Below are 16,002 nucleotides of genomic sequence, written 5' to 3'. Positions count from 1 at the left end.
CCGGCCAGGTGGAAGGATGCAATCGAATCCCCGCGCGAACGCGGCGGTGCGAACCCAGCAGAGCCCGAGGAGAGCGGCCATGGCCAAGCAGGCCCCGCAGAGCGACCCGGCGCAGGACGCCCCCGAGGTGTCCGCGCCCCAGCACGCGGCCGCCGGACTGCCCGCCGTCGGCCACAGCCTGCGGATGGCCGCCGAGCAGATGGGCGCCCGCCGCACCCTGGCCACCCTGCGCAAGGTCAACCAGCAGAACGGCTTCGACTGCCCCGGCTGCGCCTGGCCGGAACCGGACAAGCCGCACACCGCCGAGTTCTGCGAGAACGGCGCCAAGGCCGTCGCCGAGGAGGCCACCGAGCGGCGCGTCCACGCCGACTTCTTCGCCGCCCACCCGGTCGCCGACCTGGCCGAGCGCTCCGGCTACTGGCTGGGCCAGCAGGGCCGGCTCACCGCGCCGATGCTGCTCGACGAGGGCGCCACCCACTACACGCCGGTCTCCTGGGACGACGCCTTCGCGCTGATCGCCGAGGAGCTGAAGGCCCTGGACACCCCGGACGGCGCCGCCTTCTACACCTCCGGCCGGACCAGCAACGAGGCCGCCTTCGCCTACCAGCTGTTCGCCCGCCGGCTCGGCACCAACAACATGCCGGACTGCTCCAACATGTGCCACGAGTCCTCCGGCTCGGCGCTCACCGAGACGCTCGGCGTCGGCAAGGGCAGCGTCAGCCTGAAGGACCTCTACCAGGCCGACCTGATCATCGTGGCCGGCCAGAATCCGGGCACCAACCACCCCCGGATGCTCTCCGCGCTGGAGCGCGCCAAGCGGGCCGGCGCCACGATCGTCAGCGTCAACCCGCTGCCGGAGGCGGGCCTGGAGCGGTTCAAGAACCCCCAGCACGCGCGCGGGCTGGCCGGCCAGGGCACCAAGCTGACCGACCTCTTCCTGCAGATCCGCCTCGGCGGCGACCTCGCGCTGTTCCGCGCGCTGAACCGGATCGTCCTGGAGCGGGACGGCGTCGACCGCGACTTCGTCGCCGAACACTGCTACGGCTTCGAGGAGTTCGAGGCCCAGGCGCGCGGGACCGACCGCGACGAGGTGCTCGCCGCGACCGGTCTGCCCTGGGAGCAGATAGCAGAGCTCGGCGAGCTGGTGCTGAGGTCCGAGAAGATCATCGTCTGCTGGGCGATGGGCCTCACCCAGCACAAGCACGCCGTGCCGACCATCCGCGAGGTCGTCAACTTCCTGCTGCTGCGCGGCAACGTCGGCCGCCCCGGCGCCGGGGTCTGCCCGGTGCGCGGGCACAGCAACGTCCAGGGCGACCGGACGATGGGCATCTTCGAACGCCCCACCGCCGCCTTCCTGGACGCGCTGGGCGAGGAGTTCCGCTTCGAGCCGCCGCGCGAGCACGGCCTCGACTCGGTGGACACCATCCGCGCGATGCGCGACGGCAGGGTCGGGGTCTTCTTCGCGATGGGCGGCAACTTCGTCGCGGCCACCCCGGACACCGAGGTCACCGAGGCCGCGATGCGCCGCTGCCGGCTGACCGTCCACGTCTCCACCAAGCTCAACCGCTCGCACGTGGTCACCGGCGCCCGCGCCCTGATCCTGCCCACCCTGGGCCGCACCGACCGGGACGTCACCGCGCGCGGCGCCCAGTTCGTCAGCGTCGAGGACTCGATGGGCCAGGTGCACGCCTCCCGCGGCGGCCTGCGCCCGCCCGCCCCCGGGCTGCTCTCCGAGACCGCGATCGTCTGCCGGCTCGCCCGCGCCGTGCTCGGGCCGCAGGACACCGTGCCGTGGGAGGACTTCGCCGCCGACTACGACACCCTGCGGGACCGGATCGCCCGCGTCGTGCCGGGCTTCGAGGACTACAACGAGAAGGTCCGCCGCCCCGGCGGCTTCACCCTGCCGCACGGCCCCCGGGACACCCGCACCTTCCCGACCGCGACCGGCAGGGCCAACTTCTCCGTCAACCCGCTGACCGCCCCCGAGGTCCCGCCGGGCCGGCTGCTGCTCCAGACGCTGCGCTCGCACGACCAGTACAACACCACCGTCTACGGCCTCGACGACCGCTACCGCGGCATCAAGGGCGGCCGCCGGGTGGTCCTGGTCAACCCCGCGGACGCCGACGAGCTCGGGCTCACCGACGGCGGGTACGTCGACCTGGTCGGCGAGTGGAGCGACGGCGTGGAGCGACGCGCCCCGCACTTCCGGGTCGTCCACTACCCCGTCGCCCGCGGCGGCGCGGCGGCCTACTACCCCGAGACCAACGTCCTGGTGCCGCTCGACTCCACCGCCGACATCAGCAACACGCCGACCTCCAAGGCCGTCGTGATCCGCTTCGCCCCCGACAGCGGCGCGTAGCCGCCGGCCGCCCCGGGCGGCACAGCACGCGGGCCGCCCCACGTCCGGTGACGTGGGGCGGCCCGCGTGCTGCGGTGTCGGTGCCGCGGTGTCAGTGCGTCGGCGTGCCCAGCGGCAGCGTGGCCGTCGCGCTGCCCGGGGCCGAGGCGGTCGCCGAGCCGGTGCCGCTCGGGCTCCCCGTCGGGGTGCCCGTCCCGGTCGGGGTGGGCGTGCCGGTCCCGCTCGGGGTGCCGGTCCCGCTCGGGGTGCCCGGCCCGGTCGGCGTTCCGGTCGGGGTGCCGGTCGGGGTCGAGGTGGGCGTGCCGCCGGACGGCGTCCCCGGGTCGGTCGGCGTACCGGTGCCGCCCGGCGTGGTCGGCGTCCCGCCCGGCGTCTGCGGCACGGCCGGCGGCGTCACCTCGCCGCCGGGGGCCGGCGTGGCCGGCACCTGGTGGGCCGGGCTCGGCGCTATCGGCGTGACGGCGTCCCAGCCCGACGGGAGGTCGGGCACCTTCCAGGCGCCGCCGGCGTCGTCCGCCGCGCCGGACGGGTCGGGACGGACGGCCCCGAGGATCGGCATCGAGCCGATCGGCGAGATCTTGATGAACGCGCCGGGCCGCGGCGCCTGCACGATGAGCCCGCCGCCGATGTACATCCCGATGTGCGAGGCGTCCTGGAAGTACACCACCAGGTCGCCGGGCCGCAGCTGGTTGAGCGCCACGTGCGGCAGCTGCGCCCACTGCTCCTGGCTGGTGCGCGGGATCGGCTTGCCCGCGTGCAGCCAGGCCTGCGAGGTGAGGCCCGAGCAGTCGTAGGCGTCCGGGCCGGTGCCGCCCCACAGGTACGGCTTGCTCACCTGCGCCAGCGCGAAGGCGATGGCCGCGCGCCCCTGCTGGGAGGGCGTGCGCTCGCCCTTGCCGAGCGCCCCGGAGGCGAGGAACGCGAGCTGCGCCTCGTCCGCCTTGGCCTTCTCCAGCTGCTCCAGCTCGGTCCGCTGGGCGCCGGTCAGCGAGGAGACCATCTGCTCGACCGCCGTGAGGTCGGCGGACGCCTTGGCCTTGGCCGCGTCCTGCTGGACGACCAGCGTCCGGGCGGTCGCCAGCGCCTCCTCGGTCTGCTTCTTCAGCCCGTCCAGCGCGTCCCGGTCGCTCTTCAGCTTGTCCAGGAACTCCGACTGCGAGCGGCTGGCCGAGGCGAGCAGCTCGGCGATGACGACCGCCTCGTACGGGTCCTTGGAGAGCAGCAGCTCCGCGTAGGCCGACGCGGCCCCGTTGCGGTACTGCGCGGCGGCGAGCTGCGAGGCGATGTCGGTGCCCGCGTCGACCTGCTTCTGCTGGCGGTCCAGCCGGCCCTGGAGGTCGGTGAGCGCGGTCTGCTGGTCGGCCGCCTTGGCGACCGCGCCGTTGTACTGCTCGGTGGCGGCCTCGGCGCTCTGGTAGAGCCCGTGCAGCCGGTCGAGCAGCGGGCCGAGGGTGGCCTTGGCGGCGGCGAGCGGGTCGGCGTCGGCGGCGATCTGGCCGGCTCCCGGGTCGGGCGCGGCCCAGGCGGCCTGGGCGCCCACCGGCAGTGCGAGGGCCGCGGCCGCGAGGACGGCTCCGCAGCGCAGCGCCGCCCGCACCCAGGGCCGTACGCGTGCCGTCTCCGCTCTCTGTCCCGCCCCGCCCATGGCCTGGTCCTCCCCGCCGCGCACTGCCCCTGTCCCGGCTTCCCGGATCCCGCAGATCCTCCCACGGGTTACTCGCCGGAAACAGGGCGCATGCGGACCGGGAGGTTAATTCTCGATGGACCTGTGAGACAGCTCTCAGCAAACCGGGTCGAACCGGCGCGTTCTTCGCTAATGTCCAGTTCAGCGCGCCGTATGTCACCTCGATGAAATCCAGTGGTCACTGCGAGTCAACCATTGGAACCACGATTCCCGGCCCAGTTCACCTTCCGTTTACCAAGCAGACCTACGGTCGCGACGTCACCAACGTCCGTGCGACAACTACGACGATTGTTTGGGTATGGAACACATCTCGTTCCTGGTAGCCGTTGTGATCATCACGGCGCTCGCCTTCGACTTCACCAACGGGTTCCACGACACCGCCAACGCGGCCGCCACCGCGATCGCGACCGGAGCTCTTCGCCCGAAGGTCGCGGTCACCATCGCGGCCCTGCTCAACTTCGCGGGCGCGTTCCTGTCCGTGAAGGTCGCCACCACCATCTCCGGCGGCATCGTCAACGAGAAGGCCGGCGTCCATCCCGAGATCATCTTCGCGGCCCTGGCCGGCGCCATCCTCTGGAACCTGCTGACCTGGCTGCGCGGGCTGCCGTCCAGTTCCTCGCACGCGCTGTACGGCGGCCTGATCGGCGCCACGATCGTCGGCGTCGGCATGAACGGCGTCAACTTCGACACCGTGGTGACCAAGATCCTCATCCCCGCGGTCGCCTCCCCGTTCGTCGCCGGCCTGGCCTCCTGGGGCGCCACCAAGCTGGCGTACGTGATCACCCGCAAGGGCGACTCCGCGACCACCGAGAAGGGCTTCAAGACCGGCCAGATCTTCTCCTCCTCGCTGATCTCGCTCGCCCACGGCACCAATGACGCCCAGAAGACGATGGGCATCATCACCCTCACCCTGGTCTCGGTCGGCGCCCTGCCGCACGGCGCGCTGCCGCCCACCTGGGTGATCGTCTCCGCCGGCGCCGCGATCGCGCTCGGCACCTACATGGGCGGCTGGCGGATCATCCGCTCGATGGGCAAGGGCCTGGCGGACATCCGCCCGCCGCAGGGCTTCGCCTCCGAGTCGGCCGCCGCGACCGTCATCCTGACCTCCTCGCACATGGGCTTCGGCCTCTCCACCACCCAGGTCTGCTCCGGCGGCATCATGGGCGCCGGCCTCGGCGGCCCGAAGGGCGAGCTGCGCTGGAGCCTGGTCCGCCGCATGGTCTACACCTGGGGCCTGACCCTGCCGGCCGCCGCCGTGGTCTCCGGCGGCGCCGCCCTGCTGGCCGAGCAGGGCAGCTGGGGCGTCGCCCTGGTCGGCGTCGTGCTGGTGGCCGGCGCGGGCGCGATGTGGGTGATCTCCCGCCGCCAGCCGGTCGGCGCGGACAACGTCAACGACGTCGACGTCACCCCGGTCGAGGTCGCACCGGCCGGCGCCGCCGCGAACACCCCCACCCCCGCCTCGACCACGGTCGCGGCCTGAGCGCCGCAGGCTGAGGAGCACTCACCATGCACATCAAGTGGAACGCCCTGGCCCAGACCGCCGGATTCAGCTTCGGCATCACCGTCGCCGTCGTCTGCGTCTTCGCGCTCGGCATCCTGGCGCTGTCCCGCCGCGAGGCCGCCCTGGTCGCCGCCCGTGAGGGCGGGGGCGCCGGGGCCGCGGGCGGCGGCAGGCTCGCCCTGGCCGGCGCCTGCGTCTGCTTCGCGCTGTGCGGCGGGGCCGTCCTCTACGGGCTGTCGCTGATCGCCGGCAAGTAGCCGCACCCAGCACGACGGGCCGGGGAGTGCCTTCGCACTCCCCGGCCCGTTCGCGTATCCCGGCGGCCGGTCAGCTCTCCTGGGTGGTGGTCCTCAGCGCGGTCTCCCGGATGAACAGCACGGTGACGAAGGCCAGCGCCGCGAACGGGGCGGCGCACAGGAAGATGGTGCCGACGCCGTGGCCGAAGGCGTCCGTCACCAGCGGCACGATCGGGGCGGGCAGCTTGGCCAGGTCCGGGATGCCGCCGCCGGAGGCCGCGGGCGACGCCGGGACGTGCGCCGCGGCCAGGTTCTCGGCCAGGTAGTGGGAGACCTTGTTGGACATCAGCGCGCCGAGCGCGGAGACGCCCATCGCACCGCCCATGGTGCGGAAGAAGGTGACCACCGAGCTGGCCGCGCCGAGCTCGTTGCGGGGCACCGTGTTCTGCACCGCGAGCACCAGGTTCTGGCTGGTCAGGCCGAGGCCGACGCCGGTGATCGCCATGTAGACGGAGAGCAGCACGTAGCTGGTGTCGGCCCGGGCGGTGCCGAGCAGCGCGAAGCCGACGGCGAGCAGCGCGGTGCCGGAGACCAGGTAGGCCTTCCACTTGCCGTACTTGGTGATCAGCCGGCCGACGACCGCGGAGGAGACGGCCAGGCCGAGGATCATCGGCAGGGTCATCAGGCCGGCCATGGTCGGGGACTTGGCGCGGGCCAGCTGGAAGTACTGGCTGAGGAAGGTGGTCGCGCCGTACATCCCGACGCCGACCAGCACGCTGGCCAGCGCGGCCAGGGTGACGGTGCGGTGCTTGAAGAGGCTCGGCGGGATGATCGGCTCGGCGGCGCGGCGCTCGATCACGACGGCCAGGGCGCCCAGCAGCACGCCGCCGCCGACCATGGCCGCGGTCTGCCAGGAGAGCCAGGCGTAGTTCTTGCCGGCCAGGGTGATCCAGATCATCAGCAGGCTGACCGAGCCGGTGATGACCAGGGCGCCCAGGTAGTCGATCTTCGCCTTGCGCTTGACCACCGGAAGCTTGAGGGTGCGCTGCACCACCAGGATCGCGACCAGCGCGAACGGGATGCCGACGTAGAAGCACCAGCGCCAGCCGAGCCAGGAGGTGTCCACGATGACGCCGCCGATCAGCGGTCCGCCGATGGTGGCGAGGGCGAAGACGGCGCCGAAGTAGCCGCTGTAGCGGCCGCGCTCGCGCGCCGGGACCATCGCGGCCAGGCAGATCTGGCCGAGCGCCACCACACCGCCGGCGCCGATGCCCTGGAGCGCGCGGCAGGCGATCAGCTCGCCGGTGTTCTGCGAGAGGCCGGCCAGCGCCGAGGTGCCGATGTAGATCAGCAGGGCGATCTGGAGCAGCAGCTTCTTGCTGACGAGGTCGGAGAGCTTGCCCCAGATCGGGGTGGAGGCGGTGAGGGTGAGCAGGGCCGCGGTGATCACCCAGGTGTAGGCGGACTGGCCGCCGTGCAGGTCGGCGAGGATGTGCGGCAGGGCGTTGGAGACGACGGTCGAGGAGAGCACGGCCACGAAGAGGCCGAGCAGCAGGCCGGAGAGCGCCTCCATCACCTGCCGGTGCGTCATCTGTTGACTGTCGGCCGCTGCGGCGGTTCCGCTCGCGGCCTCGGTGGTCACGGTCATCTGGGTCCTTCGGCGAGCGCGCGGGATACGCGGATCATGAAATTTCGTTGCCGTAAGCAACCATAAGACTGGATGGTTGAATTAGGCAACTTTCTTCAAGGGAAAGTAAAGCCCTCGCCCACGGGCCCCGGAGGCCCGCGCGACCGCCGCCGGATCACTCGGCCGGCGGCTCCCCCAGCACGTCGTTGAAGCGGTGCAGCAGTTCCGCGAAGCGGGTCACGTCCTCCGACGACCAGCCGTCCATCACCTCGCGCACCCGCCGCATCCGGACGCCCTGCGCGGCCAGGTAGCGCCGCCGCCCGTCCTCGGTGAGCGAGACCAGCGCGGACCGGCGGTCCAGCGGGTCCGTCTCCCGGGCCACCAGGCCCAGCTCCTCCAGCGTCCGGATCTGCCGGCTCACCGTCGCCTTGCCGACCGAGAAGTGCACGCCGACGTCGGTCACCCGCACCGGCCCGGCCTGCTCGACGTAGCCGAGCAGGCTGTACGCCATCCCCTCCAGTCCGGGGTGCACCCGCCGTGAGAGTTCCGCCACTCTGGCCCGGCCCCGCCGGAACATCAGCGCGACCTCGCGCTCCACCGCCACCAGGGCATCCTCGTCGCTCACCGCGCCAGTATCGCGCAGCGGCGCCGGCCGCGGCCCGGCGCGGGAGGTGCGACAAGCCAACTACTTCATGGTATGAAGTATCGGTTCTGGAAGTACCGTTTTTCCCCGTTACGCAAGGAGATGTGGATGGCAGCCCCGGGGCAGGGTTTCCTCGCCGAACTGAAGAGTGCGGTCACCCCGCGCGCGGCACTGCTCGTGATCGGCGTGCTGCTGCTCCAGCTCGGCTTCATCACCTCGTACATCGGGGCGCTGCACAAGCCGGCCCCGCAGAACCTCTCCATCGCGGTGGTCGCCCCGCCGCAGGTCGCCCCCAAGCTGGTCGGCGCGCTGGAGTCGGTGCCGAACGACGCCGTCAAGGCCCTCACCGCGCCGGACGCCGAGACGGCGACCCAGCAGATCAAGGACCAGAAGATCTACGCGGCGCTGGTCGTGGACCCGACCGGCACCCAGGACACCCTGCTGGTCGGCGGCGCCCGCGGCCCGTCCGCGGCCAAGGCCGCCGAGACCATCACCACCGCGATCGACCAGAGCCAGGGCCGCACCGTGAAGGTCCAGGACGTGGTGCCGCTCGCCAAGGGCGACACCAACGGCCTCTCCGCCTTCTACCTGGTGATCGGCTGGTGCGTCGGCGGCTACCTGGTCGCCTCCATCCTGGGCATCAGCGCGGGCTCCAAGCCGGCCAACGTCCACCGCCTGGTGATCCGCCTCGGCGTGCTCGCGCTGTACTCGATCGGCGCCGGCCTGCTCGGCACGGTGATCGCCGGGCCGGTGCTGGACGCGCTGCCGGGCTCGATCCTCGGCCTGAGCGCCGTCGGTGCGCTGGTGGTGTTCTCGGTCGGTGCCTTCACCATGGCGCTCCAGTGCCTGTTCGACGTCATCGGCATCGGCATCGCGGTGCTGATCTTCGTGGTGCTCGGCAACCCGAGCGCGGGCGGGGTCTACCCGGCGCCGATGATGCCGCCGTTCTGGCGGGCGATCAGCTCGTGGATCCCGAACGGCGCCGGCACCAGCGCGGCCAAGTCGGTCGCCTACTTCGACTCCACCAACCTGGCGCTGCCGATCCTGGTCCTGGTGGTCTGGGCGCTGATCGGCATCGGCGTCGCCCTGCTGGCCGTCCTGCGCGGCCCGCGCTCCGGCGGCCGCGCGCTGGTCCCCACCGAGGACTGAGCCGCCCGCTCCCGACCCGTCACCGGGCCCCCGGCCGCCACGGCCGGGGGCCCGGCGCGCGTCCCGGGCCCGGCGCGCCCCGCGGGTTCGGCCGGGGCGGCCGGGTCGGCCACGACGGCCCGGACGCCTCTCACCCCGCCGCGAGCGGCCCCGGGTCGGCCACGATGGCCCGGACGACCCGCACCGCCGCGCCCAGCAACGGGCCCCGGCGGCCCAGCCGGGAGACCGTCAGCCGGTCCTCCGACCAGGGCCGCACCGTCACCCGGGCGGCCAGTTCGGCCCGCATCGCGGGCAGCAGCCAGGGCGCCAGCCGGGCGTAGCCGCCGCCCAGCACCACCTCGGCCGGATCCAGCAGGTTGACCGCGCCGGCGGCCGCGGTGCCGAGCGCGGCACCGGCCCCGGCCAGCGCCGCGAGGGCGGCCCGCTCCCCGGCCCCGGCCCGGTCGGCGAGCAGCGCCACCCAGTCGCCCCGGGCTCCGGCCAGACCGGCCGCCCGCAGCACCGCCGCCTCGCCCGCGTACTGCTCCAGGCAGCCGTTCGCCCCGCAGGCGCAGCGCGGCCCGTCGGGGTGGACCGGCACGTGGCCGAACTCGCCGGCGAAGCCGCCGGCCCCGCGCAGCAGCCGGCCGCCGACCACGATCGCCGCGCCCACCCCGGCCTCGGCGGAGACGTACAGGAAGTCGTCCGGGCCCGCGCCCAGCCAGCGCTCGGCCAGTCCGCCGAGGTTGGCCTCGTTGTCCGCCTCGATCGGCAGCCCGGCCAGGCCGCCGCCGGCCGTCCGCAGCGCCGGGCGCAGTGCGGCGGCCAGCGGGACGTCCTGCCAGTCCAGGTTGGCGGCCCGCTGGAGCACCCCGCCGGAGCCGCCGACCAGCCCGGGCACGGCCAGGGTGAGCCCGGCCGGGCGCAGCCCCGACTCGGCGACGGCCTCGTGCAGCAGGTGGGCGAGGTCGGCCATCACGGCGGCGGGCTCGCGCCCGTGGTTGGAGACCTCCCGGCGCCGCCAGGCGCGCACCTCCCCGCGCAGGTCCACCACGCAGGCGCCCAGGTGGCGCACCCCGATCTCGGCGCCGAGGCCGCCGGGCCCGTCCGGGTTGAGGCCGAGCGCGGTGCCGGGACGGCCGACCTTGCCGCTGGGCGCGGCGGGGCCCTCCTCGACCACCAGGCCGGCGGCGATCAGCTGTTCGGCGAGCGAGGAGACGGCGGCCCTGGTCAGGCCGGTCCCGGCGGCCACCTCCGCGCGCGAGCGCGGTCCGCCCGCGATCGTCCCGAGCACCAGGGCCAGGTTGGCCCGGCGCATCCCCTGCTGGCTGGCGGGCCCGGTCCGGACCGGGTCCGGCTCACGCATAAGCCTCACCTCGCCCCTTTACGGCACATCCGGTGGCATCCCGGGTGCAGCGTAGTCGGGTTCCGGGGGCACCGTCGCCGGCACCGGGACGGGCTCGGCCCGGGTCCGCCCGGCGGGCGGGACGAAGACCCACCGGCGCATCGCCCGGTAGCGGAACAGCATCGCCACGAAGGTGCCGACGACCATCCCGCTGAGGAAGTCCGCGACCTCCTGCTCGAAGGGCCCGATGTACGGCTCGCGCAGGTCCAGGAGGTAGCGGGAGACCACCAGCGGCACGTCGTTGACGGCGATCGCCACGGCGCTGACCAGGACGAACATCAGCACCCCGCGCTTGCGGCCGGCGGCCCGGAAGGCCCAGCGGCGGTTCAGCACGTAGGAGACGACGGTGCCGATCACGGTCGCGACGGTCAGCGCGACCACCGGTTTGCGCTCCAGCACCGTGAACTTGAGCTCGAAGTTGATCACCGTGGTGAGCACGAAGCAGCCGCTCCCGACCAGCAGGAACTTCACCAGCCGGCGGTGGCGCACCAGGAAGGGGCGCAGCCGGTCGGGCACCCGGGCCAGGGCGCGCTGCGTGGGGGACGGCATCTCCGCAGTCTCGCACGCGGGGGTGCCGCCGGCCCTTCAGATCGCCGGTGGCCCGTTCGGGTCGCCGGCGGCCGTCGGACCGGCGGCTCCCGGAGCGCCGGTGCGTGGCCCGGGCCGCCGGTGCGGGCGGCCCGGGGCCGGCGGTCAGGCGGCCACCAGCACCGTGGCCCCGGCCGGCTCCAGCGCCAGCTCCAGCACCTCCCGCACGTCCGCCACCGGGTGGACGGTGAGCCGCTCCAGCACCTCGGCCGGGACGTCGTCCAGGTCGGCCTCGTTGCGCCTGGGGATGATCACCGTGGTGACCCCGGCCCGGTCGGCGGCGAGCAGCTTCTGCTTCACCCCGCCGATCGGCAGCACCCGCCCGGTCAGCGACACCTCGCCGGTCATCGCCACGTCGGTGCGCACCCTGCGGCCCGAGAGCAGCGAGGCCAGCGCCGTGGTCATGGTGATGCCGGCGCTCGGCCCGTCCTTGGGGACGGCCCCGGCCGGGATGTGCAGGTGCACGCCGCGGTCCCGCAGCGAGGTGACCGGCAGCTCCAGCTCGGCGCCGCGCGAGCGCAGGTAGGAGAGCGCGATGTGCGCGGACTCCTTCATCACGTCGCCCAGCTGTCCGGTGAGGGTCAGCCCGGTGCCGCCGGTCTCGGCGTCGGCCAGCGAGGCCTCGATGTAGAGGACGTCGCCGCCGGCGCCGGTCACCGCGAGGCCGGTGGCCACGCCGGGGACGGCGGTGCGGCGCTCGGCCGGCTCCTGGGCGGACTCCGGCACGTGGTGCGGTCGGCCGATCAGGGCGCGCAGGTCCTGCGGGCCGACCCGGGCGGGCAGCTCGCGCTCGCCCAGTTCGGCCTGCGCGGCGATCCTGCGCAGCACCCGGGCGATCGAGCGCTCCAGGGTGCGCACGCCCGCCTCCCGGGTGTACTCCCCGGCGAGGCTGCGCAGCGCCGACTCGTCCACGGTGACCTGCCCGCCGCCGAGACCGGCCTTCTCCAGCTGGCGCGGGAGCAGGTGGTCGCGGGCGATGGCGACCTTCTCGTCCTCGGTGTAGCCGTCCAGCCGGACCAGCTCCATCCGGTCGAGCAGCGGCTCGGGGATGGCCTCCAGCACGTTGGCGGTGGCGAGGAAGACGACGTCGGAGAGGTCGAGCTCGACCTCCAGGTAGTGGTCCCGGAAGGTGTGGTTCTGCGCCGGGTCCAGCACCTCCAGCAGGGCGGCGGCCGGGTCGCCCCGGTAGTCGGAGCCGACCTTGTCGATCTCGTCGAGCAGGACGACCGGGTTCATCGAGCCGGCCTCCTTGATCGCCCGCACCAGCCGGCCGGGCAGCGCGCCGACGTAGGTGCGCCGGTGGCCGCGGATCTCCGCCTCGTCCCGGACGCCGCCGAGCGCGACCCGGACGAACCTGCGGCCCATGGCGCGGGCCACCGACTCGCCGAGCGAGGTCTTGCCGACGCCGGGCGGGCCGACCAGGGCCAGCACCGCGCCGCCCGCCCGTCGCCCGCCGGTACCGCTCGTGGGAAGCGCTCCGCGCTGCCCCTCCCGCGGGCCGCCGACCGGCCCGAGCCCCTGGTCGGCCCGGCGCTTGCGGACGGCCAGGTACTCGACGATGCGGTCCTTCACGTCGTCGAGGCCCGTGTGGTCGGCGTCCAGCACCGCGCGGGCGCCGGCGATGTCGTACTCGTCCTCGGTGCGCTCGCTCCAGGGCAGTTCCAGGACGGTGTCCAGCCAGGTCCGGATCCAGGAGCCCTCGGGCGACTGGTCGGAGGAGCGCTCCAGCTTGTCGACCTCCTTGAGCGCGGCCTCGCGGACCTTCTCGGGCAGGTCGGCGGCCTCGACCCGGGCGCGGTAGTCGCCCTCCTCGTCGGCCGCCTCGCCGTTCAGCTCGGCCAGTTCCTTGCGGACGGCCTCCAGCTGGCGGCGGAGCAGGAACTCCTTCTGCTGCTTGGCCACGCCCTCCTCGACGTCCTTGCGGATGGTGTCGTTGACCTCCTCCTCGGCGAGGTGGTCGCGCAGCAGGGTGAGCGCATACTCCAGTCGGGCGACCTGGTCGGCCTCAAGCAGCACCTTGAGCTTCTGCTCGGCGGTGGCGAAGGGCGCGTAGCCGATGTTGTCGGCGAGCTCGCCGACGCCCTCGATCTGCGCCACCCGGTCGACGATCTGCCAGGCGCCGCGCTTGCGCAGCCACTGGGTGGACAGCGCCTTGTACTCCTTGACCAGCTCGGCGGCCCGGCCGGCCACCGGGGTGCCCACCGAGGACTCCCGGAACGGCGTGGTCTCCACCCAGAGGGCGGCGCCGGGGCCGGTGGTGCCGGCCCCGATCCGGACCCGGCTCACGGCGCGCACCAGCGCCGCCGGATCGCCGTCCGCCAGCCGGCCGACCTGCTCCACGGTGGCCAGGGTGCCGGCCGCCGCGTACGAGCCGTCCACCCGCGGGACCAGCAGGACCTGCGGCTTGCCGGTGCCGGTGGCGGCGGCCCGGGCGGCCTCGACCGCGGCGCGCACCTCGGCGTCCTTCAGGTCCAGCGGCACGACCATGCCCGGCAGGACGACCTCGTCGTCGAGCGGCAGCACGGGCAGGGTGAGCGGTGTGGACGTCGATGCCATGATCTCTCCCCAGTCAGTGAACTTGAGTCGACCTGACTAAGGCTTGGCGGCCGCCGGATGTTCCCGGCGCTCTGTTCGCCGTGAGCGAACACATATCGGGCCGGGAAGCCCGCGCCCGACTCCGTCAAGAGAGGGGTGGGCGCACCTCGGGGAATCCCGGCAGGAGGCCCCCGGGGCCCGGACGGCCCCGGCCGGACGGCGGCGTCAACGCGCCGTCCACACCCGCGCGGGCGCACCGCCGGCGGCCGTCGCGACGGCCGGACGCGGCCGGGGCGGGCGCCGCTCCGCCCGGCGCAGCCAGCGCCACAGCGCGACCCCGGTGAGCACCGCGGCCGGGTGCCCCACCCCCGTGATCACGTCCTTGTCGGTGGCGATCTGCTGGGCGATCATCAGCCCCGCACCGCCCAGCGCGAGCAGCCGCCCGCGCCAGGAGAGCAGCCCGGCCACCGCGCCCAGGCAGGCGAGCACGCCGTAACTGACCCCGATGTCCAGGTAGTCCATCGCCTCGGGCGCCATCCGCCCGGTCTCCACCGCGATGATCACCACCCCCTGGGAGAGCAGCGTGGCCGCGACGTGCCCGACCGCGAACACCGCCGCCGCCCGGGCCGGACCGACCCGGCGCTCCAGCGGGGCGAGGGTGAGGGCGAATCCCCACAGGTAGGGCATCCACACCTCGCCGGCCACCCAGAATCCGCTCAGCACAAGAGCACGCAAAGGATGCTGGAGCAGGTTGTGCCCGTCCGAGCTGGAGGCCTCCTGCAACCGCTGGACGAGTTCCGGGTCGGCGAGCTTGGCGAAGGTCGTGGTGGCGCCCACGACGGCGAGGTACCCGAGCGTGAAGGGCGTGCTCCGGGGTGTCGGCACCCGCTCCAACAGCCACTGGAGGACGCCGGTGCGCAGCCCGAGGCGGAGCATTCCGTAGGGCGCTCCCGCACCCCCGCACCCGTCGGCACTCCGTCCGAGTCCCGCCATGCCGCCTCCGCTCCACGCCGCAGCCACCGGCTCCCCGCCCGGGCCCAACGTACCGGCGCGCGCCGCGGGTTCCGCCCGGTCGGGTGTTGTCGTGGCCACGGTACGTCGAGGTTCTGAGAGGCACCTGGGAAAAGCCCGTGAAGAACACCGCCGTAGCGGACGGCGGGATTCCCGACATTGGTCCAGACCTTCTCCCCCGCAACGCGGCAGTAGGGCCTCTGACCGGCGACTTGGCGTCAACTGAACTGCATACGTACCGTTACGCAGTGAAAATTCGCCGGGTAAGGTATCGGCCCGTGCCCACTCGTGCAGTGGGTCCGAGGGCGGCCCGACAGCCGGCCCACGGGCCGGAAACGTCCGGTCCACCTGCCGGGAAGCATCCGCTGTCCGTACGCTGCGAAGTGCGCGGGAGAAGTGGGCGGCCGACCATCCGTCCTCGGCTCCCGATCGCGCGACGGGACGGCGGACCCGGCACAGTCCACGACGGAACAAGACTACGAGCGGAGCCCCGCCATCCCCACAGGTGGCCGGCCCGCAGCCCTGGGGGCGGTGGCGTGACCGTGACAGAAATTCAGCAGGACAACCACAACACCGGTGGCACTGTGAGCAGCCAGCGCAGAGTCCTGGTGGTGGAGGACGAGCCCACGATCGCCGAGTCGATCGCCGCCCGGCTGGGCGCCGAGGGCTTCAAGGTCGCCGTGGCCCACGACGGCCCCGGCGCGGTCGACGGCTTCCACACCTGGCAGCCGGACCTGGTGGTCCTCGACATCATGCTGCCCGGCTTCGACGGGCTGGAGGTGTGCCGCCGGATCCAGGCCCAGCGCCCGGTGCCGGTGCTCATGCTGACCGCCCGCGACGACGAGACGGACCTGCTGGTCGGCCTCGGCGTGGGCGCGGACGACTACATGACCAAGCCGTTCTCGATGCGCGAACTGGCCGCCCGCGTCAACGTCCTGCTGCGCCGCGTCGAGCGCGCCCAGCAGGCCGCCCGCACGCCCGCACTGGGCAGCCTGCGGTTCGGCGAGCTGGAGATCGACCACGTGCAGCGCCGGGTCCGGCTGGCCTCGGGCGACGTCCACCTGACGCCGACCGAGTTCGACCTGCTCGCCTGCCTGGCCGCCCAGCCGCGCGCCGTGCTCACCCGCGAGCAGCTGCTGGCCGAGGTCTGGGACTGGACCGACGCGTCCGGCACCCGCACGGTGGACAGCCACGTCAAGGCGCTGCGCCGGAAGATCGGCGCCAGCTGGATCCGCACCGTCCACGGAGTCGGCTACGCCCTGGAGGCCCCGCTCTCCTGACGGCA

At 73.6% G+C, this 16,002-nt stretch carries 12 protein-coding genes; 5 read left to right on the top strand and 7 right to left on the bottom strand.

Going from position 1 to position 16,002, the window contains the following annotated elements; all coding sequences use genetic code 11:
* Positions 1–79 precede the first annotated feature (79 nt).
* Entirely contained in the window at positions 80–2,359 is a 2,280-nt protein-coding gene (locus ACGFSC_RS22705; protein WP_359900016.1) for an FdhF/YdeP family oxidoreductase, read from the top strand.
* A gap of 91 nt (positions 2,360–2,450) precedes the next feature.
* Here the strand turns inward: ACGFSC_RS22705 and ACGFSC_RS22700 are convergent, their stop codons facing one another.
* The gene (locus tag ACGFSC_RS22700) at positions 2,451–4,004 is read right to left on the bottom strand and encodes an NlpC/P60 family protein (RefSeq protein WP_359904446.1); all 1,554 of its coding nucleotides are present in this window, start codon (positions 4,002–4,004) and stop codon (positions 2,451–2,453) included.
* Between the two features lie 337 nt (positions 4,005–4,341).
* Here ACGFSC_RS22700 and ACGFSC_RS22695 point away from each other — a divergent pair, with 337 nt between their 5' ends.
* Positions 4,342–5,523 (top strand): inorganic phosphate transporter, encoded by a 1,182-nt coding sequence (locus tag ACGFSC_RS22695; RefSeq protein ID WP_359904449.1) that lies wholly within the window; start codon positions 4,342–4,344, stop codon positions 5,521–5,523.
* A 26-nt stretch (positions 5,524–5,549) separates the two neighbouring features.
* Positions 5,550–5,801 carry a hypothetical protein gene (locus ACGFSC_RS22690; RefSeq protein WP_359904451.1) on the top strand — a complete coding sequence of 84 codons (252 nt, stop codon included), beginning with the start codon at positions 5,550–5,552 and terminating at the stop codon, positions 5,799–5,801.
* Positions 5,802–5,871: 70 nt separating this feature from the next.
* Here ACGFSC_RS22690 and ACGFSC_RS22685 read toward each other — a convergent pair whose 3' ends face one another.
* A complete protein-coding gene (locus ACGFSC_RS22685) occupies positions 5,872–7,428 on the bottom strand; it encodes an MDR family MFS transporter (protein WP_359904454.1) in 1,557 nt (518 codons plus the stop codon).
* 154 nt (positions 7,429–7,582) lie between these two features.
* A complete protein-coding gene (locus ACGFSC_RS22680; protein WP_359904457.1) occupies positions 7,583–8,032 on the bottom strand; it encodes a MarR family transcriptional regulator in 450 nt (149 codons plus the stop codon).
* Between the two features lie 126 nt (positions 8,033–8,158).
* On the opposite strand from ACGFSC_RS22680, the gene ACGFSC_RS22675 reads away from it, so the two are divergent.
* Positions 8,159–9,199, top strand: coding sequence for an ABC transporter permease (locus tag ACGFSC_RS22675; RefSeq protein ID WP_359904460.1), 1,041 nt, complete (start codon positions 8,159–8,161; stop codon positions 9,197–9,199).
* A 130-nt stretch (positions 9,200–9,329) separates the two neighbouring features.
* Here the strand turns inward: ACGFSC_RS22675 and ACGFSC_RS22670 are convergent, their stop codons facing one another.
* The 4 genes from ACGFSC_RS22670 to ACGFSC_RS22655 form a co-directional block, all read right to left on the bottom strand.
* A complete protein-coding gene (locus ACGFSC_RS22670; RefSeq protein WP_359904463.1) occupies positions 9,330–10,544 on the bottom strand; it encodes an ROK family transcriptional regulator in 1,215 nt (404 codons plus the stop codon).
* 18 nt (positions 10,545–10,562) lie between these two features.
* Positions 10,563–11,132 (bottom strand): GtrA family protein, encoded by a 570-nt coding sequence (locus tag ACGFSC_RS22665; protein ID WP_359904465.1) that lies wholly within the window; start codon positions 11,130–11,132, stop codon positions 10,563–10,565.
* A 144-nt stretch (positions 11,133–11,276) separates the two neighbouring features.
* Positions 11,277–13,727 carry an endopeptidase La gene (gene lon / locus ACGFSC_RS22660; protein ID WP_359904468.1) on the bottom strand — a complete coding sequence of 817 codons (2,451 nt, stop codon included), beginning with the start codon at positions 13,725–13,727 and terminating at the stop codon, positions 11,277–11,279.
* Positions 13,728–13,931: 204 nt separating this feature from the next.
* Positions 13,932–14,642, bottom strand: coding sequence for a rhomboid-like protein (locus ACGFSC_RS22655; protein ID WP_359904470.1), 711 nt, complete (start codon positions 14,640–14,642; stop codon positions 13,932–13,934).
* Between the two features lie 617 nt (positions 14,643–15,259).
* On the opposite strand from ACGFSC_RS22655, the gene ACGFSC_RS22650 reads away from it, so the two are divergent.
* Complete coding sequence (locus ACGFSC_RS22650) at positions 15,260–15,997, top strand: response regulator transcription factor (RefSeq protein ID WP_030057574.1); 738 nt, start codon at positions 15,260–15,262, stop codon at positions 15,995–15,997.
* Positions 15,998–16,002: the final 5 nt, after the last annotated feature.

It is taken from the genome of Kitasatospora sp. NPDC048715, from assembly GCF_043198905.1.
In the GTDB taxonomy this organism is placed as follows: Bacteria; Actinomycetota; Actinomycetes; order Streptomycetales; family Streptomycetaceae; genus Kitasatospora; species Kitasatospora lactacystinica.
The sequence above is the reverse complement of the archived record's forward strand: the minus strand, read 5'-3'. Positions and strand labels throughout refer to the sequence as shown.